12 protein-coding genes and 1 tRNA gene are annotated in these 14,390 nt (G+C 36.4%); 6 read left to right on the forward strand and 7 right to left on the reverse strand.

The window, feature by feature from the left end:
- The 4 genes from ACO06Y_RS01275 (at position 1) to ACO06Y_RS01290 (ending at position 5,313) form a co-directional block, all read left to right on the forward strand.
- Positions 1-876: an AraC family transcriptional regulator gene (locus ACO06Y_RS01275; RefSeq protein WP_422082014.1), complete on the forward strand. Its 876-nt coding sequence runs from the start codon at positions 1-3 to the stop codon at positions 874-876.
- 327 nt (positions 877-1,203) lie between these two features.
- On the forward strand, positions 1,204-4,224 hold the full coding sequence (locus ACO06Y_RS01280; RefSeq protein WP_422082015.1) for a glycoside hydrolase family 2 TIM barrel-domain containing protein: 3,021 nt from the start codon (positions 1,204-1,206) through the stop codon (positions 4,222-4,224).
- Positions 4,225-4,795: 571 nt separating this feature from the next.
- Positions 4,796-5,020, forward strand: a complete 225-nt coding sequence (locus tag ACO06Y_RS01285; RefSeq protein ID WP_422082016.1) for a type II toxin-antitoxin system ParD family antitoxin — start codon at positions 4,796-4,798, stop codon at positions 5,018-5,020.
- Positions 5,017-5,313: a type II toxin-antitoxin system RelE/ParE family toxin gene (locus tag ACO06Y_RS01290; protein ID WP_422082017.1), complete on the forward strand. Its 297-nt coding sequence runs from the start codon at positions 5,017-5,019 to the stop codon at positions 5,311-5,313. Before ACO06Y_RS01285 ends, ACO06Y_RS01290 begins: the two co-directional genes overlap by 4 nt.
- Positions 5,314-5,848: 535 nt before the next feature.
- Here the strand turns inward: ACO06Y_RS01290 and ACO06Y_RS01295 are convergent.
- From ACO06Y_RS01295 to ACO06Y_RS01325, 7 genes are all read right to left on the reverse strand, one after another.
- Positions 5,849-6,529 carry a hypothetical protein gene (locus ACO06Y_RS01295; RefSeq protein WP_422082018.1) on the reverse strand — a complete coding sequence of 227 codons (681 nt, stop codon included), beginning with the start codon at positions 6,527-6,529 and terminating at the stop codon, positions 5,849-5,851.
- Between the two features lie 74 nt (positions 6,530-6,603).
- Positions 6,604-7,305: a hypothetical protein gene (locus tag ACO06Y_RS01300; RefSeq protein ID WP_422082019.1), complete on the reverse strand. Its 702-nt coding sequence runs from the start codon at positions 7,303-7,305 to the stop codon at positions 6,604-6,606.
- Positions 7,306-7,361: 56 nt separating this feature from the next.
- Positions 7,362-7,435, reverse strand: a tRNA-Tyr gene (locus tag ACO06Y_RS01305).
- A gap of 417 nt (positions 7,436-7,852) precedes the next feature.
- Positions 7,853-8,878: an HNH endonuclease gene (locus ACO06Y_RS01310; protein WP_422082020.1), complete on the reverse strand. Its 1,026-nt coding sequence runs from the start codon at positions 8,876-8,878 to the stop codon at positions 7,853-7,855.
- A 202-nt stretch (positions 8,879-9,080) separates the two neighbouring features.
- On the reverse strand, positions 9,081-9,854 hold the full coding sequence (locus ACO06Y_RS01315) for a DUF2971 domain-containing protein (protein ID WP_422082021.1): 774 nt from the start codon (positions 9,852-9,854) through the stop codon (positions 9,081-9,083).
- A gap of 148 nt (positions 9,855-10,002) precedes the next feature.
- Positions 10,003-10,827: a hypothetical protein gene (locus ACO06Y_RS01320; protein ID WP_422082022.1), complete on the reverse strand. Its 825-nt coding sequence runs from the start codon at positions 10,825-10,827 to the stop codon at positions 10,003-10,005.
- A gap of 327 nt (positions 10,828-11,154) precedes the next feature.
- Positions 11,155-12,519, reverse strand: a complete 1,365-nt coding sequence (locus tag ACO06Y_RS01325) for a HEPN domain-containing protein (protein ID WP_422082023.1) — start codon at positions 12,517-12,519, stop codon at positions 11,155-11,157.
- A gap of 330 nt (positions 12,520-12,849) precedes the next feature.
- Here ACO06Y_RS01325 and ACO06Y_RS01330 point away from each other — a divergent pair, with 330 nt between their 5' ends.
- Both ACO06Y_RS01330 and ACO06Y_RS01335 read left to right on the forward strand, forming a co-directional pair.
- Positions 12,850-13,941, forward strand: coding sequence for a Fic family protein (locus ACO06Y_RS01330; protein ID WP_422082024.1), 1,092 nt, complete (start codon positions 12,850-12,852; stop codon positions 13,939-13,941).
- A gap of 62 nt (positions 13,942-14,003) precedes the next feature.
- The gene (locus ACO06Y_RS01335) at positions 14,004-14,390 is read left to right on the forward strand and encodes a DoxX-like family protein (protein ID WP_422082025.1); all 387 of its coding nucleotides are present in this window, start codon (positions 14,004-14,006) and stop codon (positions 14,388-14,390) included.

The raw sequence follows: 14,390 nt of genomic DNA on the forward strand, positions 1-14,390 counted from the left end.
ATGAAAAAAAGAGATTCCTTTGAAGGGCAGAAAATGTTAGTACTTCATAAAAAAGCCCTAACCAAACTGAGAAAAAATAAATTTACAAGGGATTTATATGCCACTGATGTTGGTTACTTCCCTAATGCCCTATATCATTATAGGGAAAGGGAAAGTGGATGTTTGGAATATATTCTTATTTTTTGCATAAAAGGGTTTGGATGGGTAAAAATCAACGGAAAGCGGAGTCGTATTTCAAAAAACCAATACATCATCATACCCAAACTAGAGCCCCATACATACGAAGCCGATAATCTCGACCCTTGGACCATTTATTGGATTCATTTTGCTGGAGAAAAAGCCCCAAACTTTGTGTATCCCCTTGATTATCCCAGGGAAATAGATAGGTCCGTCAATTCAGCCTTTGACAGTAGAGTAAATCTTTTCGAAGAAATTTACTATACTCTTGAAGAGGGACATTTGGCAAATAATTTAGAATACAGCAGTGTGCTATTGACCAGCCTACTAGGATCCTTCAAATACCATTCCCTATTCCGAAAAGCCAAGCAAACCCATGACAGGAGTCCTATATCAAAAGCAGTGCGTTACATGAAGGATAACCTGGAAAGAAAACTGTCCATACAGGAATTGGCCACTTCCTGTGGGTTATCAGTTTCCCACTTTTGCTTGCTGTTCAAAAGAAAAACCTCGCATACGCCTATAGAGCATCTTACCTTTTTAAGGATGCAAAAGGCCTGCTATCTTCTAGATTTCAGCTCACTCCGAATTAACGAAATTGCCCACAAATTAGGATATGACGATGCCTATTACTTTACAAGGGTGTTTAAAAAAGTAATGGGCAAATCACCTTCCATGTACCGCAATAGTACCAATTGACCAAGAAACGTGGCACATGAATTACCCATGTCACATTTTGACATTCCAACTTAAAATCAAAACTGAAAACTTTCATTATTATTCGATTCCCATAGGGGAAACACCCATTAGGGAGATATATTAAGTATAGTTCCAATCGGAACATTTCTAGAATAAATCTGATTAGGGCTACACTTAGTTGTTTGAGTTAGTTTTTTTCACGAAGAGTGTGCCATTTTTGGCGCACTCTTTTGTTTTTATCCACAGCGGTCCAAATTTATCGTGTCCGAATGACTTACTTCTTCTACCCTTAGTGAATGAATCTTAACAAAAGAGCTTAAAAATACAATGATACGAACTTCATATTTATTAATGGTTTTTTTGTTTTTTAGCGTATTTTCCACATCCCAGGCCCAAGATTTTTCGCAAAGGGAAATTAATATTGGTAAGAACGATTGGTACCTTTGGATAGATTCGACAGCCACATGGGAAAACGATAAACTTTATCTTCCTTCCGAAGTTGTTTTATCCGAGATGCCAGTAAATCCACCGACTTTGGGATGGGATAAGATGTATGCATTAGAAGGGCAAAACTACACTCTGCCTCTGGTGGTAGAAGAAATCTATTGCAATGGAAACAGTAAAAAAGAGTATCATGGCGTGAGTTGGTTTTACTCAAGTATAAGTTTCCCAAAAGATATTCAGGATAAAATTGTTCGACTATGCATCGACAAATTCAATTCAAGGATAGAAGTTTATATCAACAATAAACTTGCAGGTTATGATTTAATTGCCGGCACTCCTTATGTTTGCGATATTTCAAAATTCATCGTTCCCGGCAAGGAAAACAAAATTGCCTTAAGAATAACCAATCCGGGCGGACAACGAGGTTGGAATGATTTTCCGGTTATACCTTGGGGCAAATATAAAATGTTGCCGCATCATGATTTTGGAGGTATAGGGGGTGATGTTATCCTGAAAGTTACGGACAAAATCTATATTGAGGATGTTTTCGTAAAGAATGAGCTTCCAGCAAAAGGCAATAGCATTTCCGTTACTACAGCGATAATAAATACAACGGATTTTGAGGGTAACGCGGATTTGAAAATTGATATTCGTTCAAACAAAACAGGAGAAATTGTTTTTAGCACCGACAAAAGGATCGATATTAAAACCGTGCTAAATAATCACACGTTCCGTATTACCGTTCCTACTGCTAAGGTTTGGAGTTTGGAAAAACCGAATTTGTACTCTTGTGATATAAGTCTCTCAACCTCCGAATATTCACACGATTATTCTCAAACATTCGGTTTTAGGGTATTTGAGGTAAAAGCAAATGAAGCCGGAGAACAGAATTTTTATTTAAACGGCAAACGAATTCGTCACAGGTCGGCGATCGATTGGGGATATTATGTGAATACTGGTTATTATCCTGACGAAAGTATGGCTGAAAAAAGCGTTAAGGCCGCAAAGGAAATCGGTTACAACGGTATTAATTTTCACAGAAATATTGGTGAGCCTTTGGTTTTGAAAAAAGCTGACGAACTCGGGTTGATGATTTATGAAGAACCAGGAGGTTTCTCCGAAGACATTAAGTTATACGACTTGGTAAAAGGTAAACCCGAATACACTTTTGAGGGACAGTTAATCTCGGAAAAATGTCGGCGTATGGTGATTAGAGACAGAAACCATCCTGCGCTAATGATATTTAACTTAGCCAACGAAAGAGATAATTGGGATTTATTACGAAAAAATATCATGCATGATATGCACCGACTGGATAACTCAAAATTAATCGTAAACCAGTCAGGCGGTTTTCCGGGGGGACCGGCAGGACCTATCCCGCATATACGTCCCTATGAAAGTGTCCCGAGACTTGACTTTTTTGATGATCATACGGTGGGGAGCGAGTCCCGTTTCCAAGAATATGATTTTCAGTATCATCAAACACCAAAAGACAAATTCAGACCTACTCCGGGCAGAATTGACCCTTTAAAGCACAATTATATTGTCTATTGGGGCGAGGTGCGCAGTTACACCGGGCCCGACAATTCATGGAAATTATGTAACCAAAATACCGGCATAACAGAAAATCGTCCCGGTTACGACATTAACTCTTTTGTTCCTTTGTCCAAATTAATTGATGACTATTTTAGAGACAATAGGTTGGACAAAACCGGAAGTAGAGTAATAAAAACTCCGGCAAGCTTTACCGAACAGGCCGCAAGGGGGCTGATGTATACCGATGGCAGATTATCGCAAATCATAATGGGAACCAACAGTTATGATGGTTTTGCCATGAACGCATGGAGCGGATGTTCTCCCGATTTGCCCAAAGGACATCATAAGAACCTGGAGTATTATTCGTCTTTATTGGACGAAGGGCGAAATATAAAAGGACCTGCCACCGATTTGTCTTTTTGGACAAAAGAGCTGCAAATTGCAATTTATCGTCAAAACGGCAAGTATTTTTTACCCGGTAACGAAGTGAAATTAGACTTTACAATTATTAACGAGGGACATATAGGAGCAGGAAATTACATTCTGACGATTAAAGTTAAGGATGGTGCCGGAAATTATACCGACTTTGAGCATAATGCAACAGTTAAAGTAAAAGGCGGTGACACCTATGCACAAAAAGTCCTTGATGATTTTTCGATTATATTAAAAGATAACATGCACGCGGGATACATTACCATAGAGGCTTCTTTGAATAAAAACGGTAATCTATTAACAAGTGGGGTAGAGCAGGTTTTGCTAAAAAATAGAAAATCCTATAAAAAAGAGTTGGAAGGTTCATCATATCGAATTATTAACTGGGATGCAGCTGCCAAAGCCTTAAAGGATGCCGGAGTTGAAAATTTAGACTCCGAAAATCCATCAGTTGTTTTGGTTGGTGAAGCCGGCACATCAAACACTATCGAAGAACAGTTGAAAGAGGTTAAGAAAAAAGGTGCGACACTTATCTTAAAGTTTGATACAACCTTAGCGGAAATACTCTACAATTCTGGTCTTTTGTCGCAAAAAGTTACGGATTGGGGCGGCATTCAAACTCCGAGATGGATGGGGAACGGTTGGGGATACATTGACTATCTAATAGGTGAACAAGCCCTACCCGGTACCTCAACAATAGGAACCAACGGTTGGGAAGTAGATGATGACCCGATAGGATTTGCCCCTTTCAAAAGCAAATACAAACAAACATCCTACGGGGCTTATATCGCAAGACCCGATGTTCTTTTAACGTTAATCGGTGAAATTGAATATGGAAAAGGAAAAATCGTTCTTTTACCGACCTATCCAGTAGATGACAATAAAGCGTTTAACGATTTGTTGTTTTTCAATACGGTATTAACTTATTCGAAATAATGAGATAACCAAAGTAATGGATTCTGTTTTTGTGAAAGTGGCCTACTGGAGTTTTACACTGTTACACGGTTTTGAATATTAAATGGATTGGTAAAAGGCCCCCTAACACTTCGTGCCAGAGCTTATTTTCCTTGCGGTCCGGATCTACCCGCCGGTTGAAAAACCTTTGGCAGGCGGGCGGGACTCCCTTCTACGATGCTCAGGACAGGCTCCTCGCCCGTCAGCATAAAAAAGGCCCCGCTCTTACGGGACCTTTCATTGCGGTCTGGACGGGATGCAAATAGGGGTGTTTGGCTTTACATTATTTGGCATTATTTATCTGATATTCCGTATATTATAAAATATCGTTTACACTATCAAACACTACTTTCCATTAAAATTACGTCATAATTACATCATAATTATTTATTCGGAATGAATACTTGCAAGTTTCAGTTTTCTGAATAGGGGACAAAAGGTATAAGAATCTCCTTTTTTATGTATCCAATAGGTTTATTTAGATCATTTATTAAATGTCCATATTTGCTAAATATGGACATTTTTTGTAGATTTACATACTAATGGATTTGTTATGAATATCAGTTTCACTAAAAAACAGGAAGAATATATTGCTGACCAAGTAGCCACGGGCGAATATCAAAACAATAGCGAGGTAATCCGTGATGCCATCCGTCTGCATAGAATTTATCGGGACAAGGTTATCGGAGATCTTCGAAGGGAGATAGAGAAAGGCTGGAAAGCTCCCGATAGTCCAAGATCTATGGAGGATATCATTGCTTCAAAGAAGGGCAAGTGAAAAACGGTTACGTTCTATCGCAAGAAGCGGACAATGATATCGAGGATATTTTCGAATATGGCGAATACCGTTTTGGAAATCCACAAGCAATAGAATACCTTCTCGGCCTGAATGACCATTTAAAGGCAATTGCCAAAAATCCAGATATAGGTAAGGAAAGAAAAGAAATTAAGGATGGATTGTTCAGTTTTCCTTATATGTCCCATATTATTTTCTATCGTAAAATGAATGGATATATACGTATTATTAGAGTGTTGTACGGCGGAAGGGATTTGGTGAGGTTTCTAATTTAAAAGTTCAAAAAAACGATTATAGAATACTTGTATAACTGACCATCGTAATCAATTCCTCTTCTAAAAATTTCTATCCTTATTTTGATTGCGAGAATAACAATTACCGTAAGAACCAAAAGAGATTTAGAGGCAAGTAGTTATACCAAATTGAATAACCAGATGTATTTAGTAACTATCCTAAATACCTATCTGTAATAGTCACAACTGTCAGTTGAGGGATAGTGGCTAATATAACTAAAGAATGGACGGGACTCGAACTTTTCTTCAAAATGCCCAGTATATAAGGCCTTCCAATGGGTTGTTTTTTAGGCTCACCGCGCGGCTCACCTTTTAACAAAGTTTAACATTTAGGAAGTTACTATTGATAAGTAATCAATCCGTTATTTGAGCTTTGGTAACGATTTTTGTATGGTCATTGTGTTGGTTAGTCCCTAATTTATCAAATAAATTTCGGTGATAGTTCGGCGTGTGGATTTTCCGAGAGGAAAATCGGAAGCAATAATTATAGAACACGTTGGTACCAGCTTTTATTAATTCAATATAAATTTTGATTGAATTCTGTGAACTTTGATATTTGACCTTCATATTTATTTTTAGTGCTTCCACCTTTTACTATCTTCTCCTCTTGAACTACAGATCCAATTCGAAGGTGAACTGAAAATCCAACATCAGGTTTTTCCATAAAGTCTTTTTTATTTTCTTTGCTTAGGACGAAGTTATTTTCATAAAGATGTAGATCATTATTTTTGATTGCTCTATTGTATGCTGACATAGATTCTCCTCCGTTCTGTGAGTTAGCAATAAATCTTTCCATAAAGTCAATTGTATAATCTAATTCACCAATAAACTGATTTAAGTAAAAACCCATAAAAATTGGTCTTTCAATTCTGTCATAATATCTAATTTTAAATGCATTTTCCAGTATTTCTAAGAAAACTGGGTCAAATTCTGTAATTACATCATTATTGACTTTAGCTAAAAGATTTTTGAGCTTTTCAAACCTGTCGAAATGGTAATGATATTTTTCTCTGTGCTTGAGGTTAAAAACGATTATAGCCTTCAGATATTTTTCAACTGATGTACTTGCAAGTGTTAGCCCTTGAATTATCAAATGATTATTGAGTAAGAAACGAGCAGCAATGTAATCTCGATAGCCAAGGTCTATTAGCCAATGCCCTTTACAAAGCTTTTCCGTCCATGTAATCGAATTGTCCATAGTAATTGCCGGTAAAGGTTTGGCTACGCGCAATGTTCCGAAGGGGATAGCATAATAGGTTTTGTTGTGCGTAGTTATTTTTTTATAGGTTTTAGTTTTAAGCGTCTCTTTTTTTCTTCAAGATTCCATTTTTTTCTTTTTTCGATAATTTTTTCGATGCTGGTTAACCTAGCAAAATACTCATTATAATGAGCTTTGTGATTATTACGTTCTCTAGAATCGATTAGCCCCCTAACAATTTCTATCAACTGTTTATGAATTTCAAACCATGTATCTATTTGAATTACATCTATGGTTTTTAACCAAACCAACGCATCAGGATCATGAGACAAATTGTTACCGTAAAGTGGATATTCCCACTGCCCATGAGCTATTTTATTTCTGATTTGTCCCTGAGTTCTTAGATATGTGTCTACCAAATTTTTAATCTTCTTTTTCTTATTTGGTATCTCAGAACCTCGTTTGCGAAATTTTGCGAACGCCGTATTCACGCACTTTGTCCATTTGTTAATGACATCTCTGTCCTTTAAAATTTTCTTTTTATCAGATTCACTAAATCCAAATGGCGTGTGAACTAGTTTAACTAATGCTGCTTCAGACCATGAAGTGTAAATCAATAAATAAATATTTGTGTAAAGCATAACTCCATGGCTGTCATCTTTACGAAGTGCCATGTTTATTTGCATGTTTACCTTTCTTCTGGCTGAATCTAGCGTAATTAGGTTTTTTGAAAATTCGCTGTGGAATCTTTGCTCATCTGTGGTTACGGAGGTCATAGTCAAATCTAATTGTAATGCTCCAGGCAGTTGACAGAGAACTTTTGATGTTCGCTCTCAACTGCCCGGAATCGAACCGGGATTACTTGATTTACAATCAAGCGTGTTGGCCATATTACACTACAGCTGTATTTTAAATATCGTCTTTTTAAAAATATGCACAACTTGTGTATATATGAAACTTTATTGGGCTTATACCCGCAATCAGTATGGCTATGCCCAACTAACCAGCTTTTCAGTTTCGTAGTACACCTTTATTATATTTTTTCTTTCCTTTCATCACTTAAACCACATACTCATTTACTGTTAAGCACTGTGCTTTATCTGATTTTTGATTTAACATTGTCAAAGTATGGATATTCAATCAAAGTCACTTTTCCATTACTTTCATTTGTAAACTCAAATTTTACATTAGAATAATTTCGTTCCAACAGATCATTAATATCCGTTATTGTCATTGCTCTGTATTTTCCATTGTACATATACACAGTGGCACGTTAACAATTCCGAGTGGATTATGCCTTAATTGAATCCACTGTAACAGTTGTTATTCATTATCGTGCGCTGACTTTTTTTTATCCCAAATTACGGCAGAACTGAAAGCTCGATTTTCGTCTTTCAAGTCTAATAAGGGTTCAAAAGTTGTAATTTCCATATCAGACGTTCCGCCCTTATTTGAACATAGAATTTTCTTGATGTTTTTATATATTTCCGCATCTTCTTTATTGTAACCAGGGAAAGCTATACTTATTTGCGCTTCTCTTGATTTAGTTTTCAGAACAAAAGTGTTCAAGAAGCATATAAGTTCTTTTGGCTTATTTATGGTATTTGCTCCGACATACATTTCTGGAAATTCGTAATTGATCCAAAATGGGTCGGTTATTATTTCCTTTTCCGGATTCAAAATCTGTTCTCTTACCATGTCTAAATTTTGATTGAACAGAAAAATATGCCCATACTTTTCAAATCCAAGCAAGTAACCAATCTTTAAAAGAGCAATCGATGCCAACCTCATATTTCCCTTGTCGGGAATTTTCATATTGAACTGGAATTTCCGAGTCGCATATTTTCCAAACTCACCTTCGATTGGAAAAAAACCTCTTTCCTCACTAGCTAAAAAGTTATCAAAATCTTTTGGATTTGAGTATTTGCTTTGAAGATTCAAAGTCATTTTGCCTTCATTGTCAAAACTCAAATCAGCTGTAACTTTTGAGCCTTGGGAATTTTCTAATTTAGTTCTATGCTCTGAGTTTGGACTAAAACTCTTAAAGTCTTGTTCCAAGAGATATGTAAGTAATTCAACATCTGTTCTGTGTCCGCTTTTGTTGTTACATTCTTTACAGGTCAAAATGTTATCTTTTCCACCCAAAGATTTTGGTGGATTATGTTCTAAGGTCAGATAATTTTCCTCGCTAGGAATTAAGTCGCTTTCAAGAAAAACCTCCAAACATAGAGGACATAAAACGCCTTTGTCAAATTCTACTTTGAATTTGACATTCGTTTTTTCTTTTATCCATTTAAGGTTTTGTGAATAAACGTCGAATATCTTCTTTTTCTTCTTGAATTTTCTCATTTCTCAGCTTGTGCACAACGGCTCGACTATGATTTCGGCACGTAGGGCAGCGCAGAAAAGCGAAATATGCAGGCCTTTACCTGGCCTGCGGAGCAAGCTGCGGAACAAAATCATTTAAGCCTAGATTTAGGATTTAAAAGTAGAAAAATAGTCGGCTGGTTGGAATGTAGTACTGAATTATAGCTTTTGAAAGACACTGTTTTTATTTAGGTAATACTTTTTCAAAATACAACTCCAATTTATTTGGATGAGGATAAACAACATACACCGGCACGTCAGGAAAAACCCTTGCCCTAATGCTCAAAATAAGTCTATATGCACTGGGTTTATTGTCAATCATTTGGTGTCCAATATAAAGTCCTTTAACCTTTTCAGGGTCATAATGTAAAATCCTGTCTTTTTTCGGTCCTAAAGTAGTAATGAAACGCCATTCATTTTCATATTCCCAATGCTTGAGTTTTGTCGTCAACATATATTGAATAGCAAATGGATATTCTTTTTTTACTTTGACGAGTTTTTTGGGATATATAACTTTCACGAAAGTTCCACCAGCAGTTTGGTCAGCACTAGGAATAACGGTTACTTCTGTTCCTTTAAATTCAATTGCAAACCCATGATAATTATCCGTGTAAAGTGCCCACATAACATGATTATCCACAATTTCAGTCATAGAAACCACTCCGAGATTCGAACAATTATTTCTTTTAACTGTTGTCATTTCGTTGATTGTCTGTATGTCCTCTGGACTATCTAAAAGATTGATATTACAATCAAATGGGTCATTAAATGAGGCAGGGTTTGATAAATGAAAATATGAATTCATGAGCGAATCCAAATTGTTGATGTTCAAAGAATAGTATTTGAAAGCTTTTTCAGCTTTTTTTGGCATCATTACTCCGTTTTGGGAATAATGCCAAAAGCCAGTATCCTTTTCTTTTATTATGGCGTATTCTTCATCAATTTTAAACTCTGTCATTTTTTCAAATAGTGGCTAACGGTCATGTGTATGATTAGTTGCGGACTTTTCACGTAGGCTGAGCTTGTCGAAGTGGGGAAAATGTCCGCCTGTATCGAAGATAGTTAATTGCAAGGATTTCCATTTTGGGAAATCTGACCGCAATTAATTATACACCGTGTTGGCTGTAGTTTTTTCTAATTAGTTCAGGGTTAATAATTTCGTCAATGGTAAAAAGACTAAAAAAGGTTCCTTGAACATTTCCAAAAGCTTTGGGCGCATAAGTTTGGAAACCATTTTCCTCTATTGTCGAGTTGCTCACGTTTTTTAAATAGTCCGATTGTTCTTTAATGATGTCAATCGTAAACCCAGATAATATCGGAAAAACGAAAATTTTTCTTTTCAATTCTAAATCTAAATCCTTGCTCTTTTCATTGAATTTAGTATCTAGTCTACCGTCCAGAAAAATTTTGAACTTTTCTTTTTCATATCTTGATTTATTGTAGTCAATTGTTAGGACGTCAACTAGAATTGTATCTCCATTTTCCCTAACGAATTCAAAATCGATACTTTTTTGGTTTTCAAGTCTCCGCTCATACTTTTGAAAGGCATGGTTTAAACTTAAGTCCAAACACGCAGCTATCTCCCCAAGAGTATGATGGAAGTTATTTCTCTCAAAATTATAAAGTGCAGCAACCAATAAGTTTTTGAATTCCCTTCTATTTCCGAATTTTTCAAATTCACCAAGTAAATGATTGAAATAGCCGAATTCATTTCGAATGATTCTAGAATTATTTGTATTGTGCTCCTTTACTAATTCGAAAAAAGTTACTATAAAGTTATTGTTTGGAGTCCCGCCATTATGTTTTTCGGTATGCTCAAATGCTTTTGACAGAAAGGTTTTGAACTCAGCCTCGTTCAGATATTTCCATAAATTCGGTAAGTAAAGATTAATTATTTCAATACTGCTTCGAATCATCGTTTTAGTAAGCATTCATTTTCGTTTAAAATTACAGCCAACTTGTTTTTATAATCATAAAATACATCTATATACGCCCAAAACTGAATAAAATCGACGTCATGTATTATATTCTTTTTTTAGTTTTTGAATATTTATATTAGGTTCTTGTTGATTTCGGAATATTACCTCCAAAATCTTTTGCGGCCTAAGGACAACCACTAACAAAAAAGTGCCAATTCCAATCGCTAGATTCCCATAATCAATTCAATTGTATTCTTTTTGCATCACTTATTTATTCTACAATACTATTTTTTAAGTATCGCCTGTATTTGTCTCATTTCAGACAAGGATAAATTTACCTCATAGCCGTCCTATCATTTCTTGTATAATCCTTCTTGATTTCGACTTATCTATAGACAATTTTGCGGTTATGCATGCATATAAAATGGCCGACAATAGTCTCGTGGTGTATATCAGTTCTGGTCCAGAGGCTTTGAGAGGTTTAACACTGCTGTCGTAATGTGTAAAATAGTTTCTTGTGTTTATGGCCATATTTATGAAATTCTTTTTTGCCTTGTTGTCCTCAAAAAGGAAATCTAGTTCATATCTGCTAATCAAGTCTTTAAGCCTTTGTCTCAAGTTGGGTTCATTCGCGTACCGCAAGAGTTGTTCCATCCAATCCCTATCCTTATTCGGTTCTGGGAAAGCGCCCATGGCGGCATTTTTCAATTTTTCGAAATATTCGATTGAAAACTTGGTCATATCACTCTCTAATCGGTGAAAAACTTCTACGGCATGGGCGGCATCAAGAAATCTATTTTCAGTGAAAAGACGTTTTGACTTTAACCTACTGTTAATTAAGTTAATTGGTATGTGAAAGGTTTTGTATAAGACAAACCAGTTATTTAATACCTCATCAAAGTTTTCCTCGACAATGGAATATGGTATGATATGATCCATGATATTGTTATGGATACTACCAGAATGAAAAAAAGTGGTTGGAAAATAAACTTCAACCGGAATATTTCTGGTCGATGATCCGATTTTTTCGGTAAAAGCATTGTCTTTCAACTCAAACTTGGTCGGATAACTCTGTTCATTGGTGCAAAATGATATGAACGTAACAAAGCATTTAATATCTTCCCAAATCCTCAACCAATTCTCCTTGGAGACGTAAGAAAGATTTAACTCGGTAAATTGCTCAACAATGTGTCGGTTTGGGTCATTTTCAGACTTAAGGGACGCATCATGGTATATATTGCAAGTGATGTCTCCATTCAATATAATATCGTCCATACTTGTACTTCTGCCTTCAATTTTAAATGACCAATCTTCAAAATTATGCTCAATTTTCATGTTTGGTGGATTAAACCATGGTCCCAGATTAAATGTCGAAAATGAAGCTTCATGGAAAATTAGATCGTCCTTGCTCTTTACCTGGATCCCTTTGAAAATAAACGTCACGTTATAAGTGGTAATCGTTCCAAAATTGCGACTGCTCTTAAACGATCTATAATCTAAATCAACCAGCGTGAAAACTCCAATTGGCGTCTTACCGACAACCAAGTCTATCTTATGGTGCCGGAATGGAATGGGATCCTCCGTAAAACTTCCGAATATTGAAATTGAAATTCTGGTTTCAGGGTCAAATGTTAACTTTCCATGAATCCAATCATTTTTTGTGGCACTACTCCACTTTCCCTCAATTTCAAATTTATTTATCAAATGCTTAGATTTAGTAGTTCAATTAATTTTGCTTAATGTTCTTTCTAGGGCTTCATTTTCCTAGAGAGCCCACTATATCTCAAATATTTGTAATAGAATGTTTTAGAGATGTTCAGTTCCTCGAAAATCTCAGAAACTGTCAGCTTCTTCCTTAAAGGACTTCTTACAAAGTACAGCTTTTTGTTGGTTTTTCTTACTTGCAATTTTACAAATCAACAGCTTTTTTTTAACTCTTTTATACTTAGTCTTCCTTCGAACTGAGCCAAATAAATTTCACAATCAACTCATATTTTTATTAATTTTGAGCCGAATAAGAATTATAATCGACTCATGCGCTATAATTGGCAACAAAAAGATTGGCCCAATTTTCAATATCAAATTACTGATATTGAGGATTTGCTTTTTGACTTTGCCCAACGAACCGGGCGAATCAGTGGGGTGTTGGAAGGACTTTCCAAAACCGAGCAAACGGAGGCCATGATTAACCTTATAGTTTCAGAGGCTATTAAGACCTCGGAAATCGAAGGCGAGTATTTGAGCCGAAACGATGTGATGTCGTCCATTCGAAGAAACTTAGGACTTAACCCAGAATTACCCTTGACGAAAGACAAACGGGCTGAAGGGGTAGCTGAATTGATGCTTGCCGTCCGTAATGATTTTAAAAAACCGCTGACAAACGAAATGCTTTTTATTTGGCACGCCATGTTGATGAGGGGCAATACTCAAATTCAAATAGGTAAATGGCGTACCCATGAGGAACCTATGCAAATCGTTTCTGGTGGCATGGGCAGAGAGGTTGTTCATTTTGAAGCCCCACCATCCAAAAAGGTCACTGCTGAAATGAATGGCTTTATCAAATGGTTCAATACTTCGCAAACTGAAATCAAAAAACCTATCGTAAGAGCTGCCATTGCCCATCTCTATTTTGAAACCATTCACCCATTTGAAGATGGGAATGGTAGAATTGGCCGTGCTGTGGCGGAAAAGGCACTTTCGCAAAGTATCGGTCGTCCCGTGCTGTTCAGTTTGTCCAAATCCATTGAGGGAAACAAAAAGGCCTATTACGATGCCTTGCAAAAGGCACAGCGTTCGAATGAAATCACTGACTGGATAAATTACTTTGTCAAAACGGTTGTGGATGCCCAAATCGATGCCGAGCAAGAAATCGAATTCACTTTAAAAAAGACCAAGTTCTTTGACCAACACAAAGATGAACTCAATGAGCGTCAACAAAAAGTAGTTCGAAGAATGTTGGATGAAGGTCATCAGGGATTTGAAGGGGGCATGAACGCCCGAAAATATGTTTCATTGGCAAAAACATCCAAAGCAACGGCCACAAGGGATTTGCAAGACTTGGTGGCTAAGGGTGTTTTCAAAGTTATTGGAGGTGGGAGGAGTACACGTTATGAAATCAATATTTGAACCAAAAGTTCGTTAAAGCTTGAATACACTCCTGAATCTATACATTTCTGATACTAGAATAAATGGTAAACGTTCTTCATAAATCCCTTACCTATTTTATTGCTTTTGTATGGCTCGTAAATGGCCTTTTATGTAAAGTGCTCAACCTAGTTCCTCGACATCAAGAGATCGTTGGCCGGATACTTGGCGAAGATTATTCAAGACCGTTGACATTTGTCATTGGCCTTGCGGAAATCGTTGTGGCCATCTGGGTCTTGAGTGGCTTTAAATCACGCCTGAATGCCATACTTCAGATTCTGGCGGTCATCACCATGAATGCTCTTGAATTTATTCTTGTTCCCGATGTGTTGTTATGGGGAAAGTTCAACGCCCTTTTTGCATTTTTATTTGTTATTATCATATACTTTAATGAGTATCATTTAAAAAATAAGGTAAAACCACAATCATAA

Origin of the sequence: Ulvibacterium sp. (assembly GCF_965228935.1) — a bacterium.
Classification (GTDB): domain Bacteria; phylum Bacteroidota; class Bacteroidia; order Flavobacteriales; family Flavobacteriaceae; genus Ulvibacterium.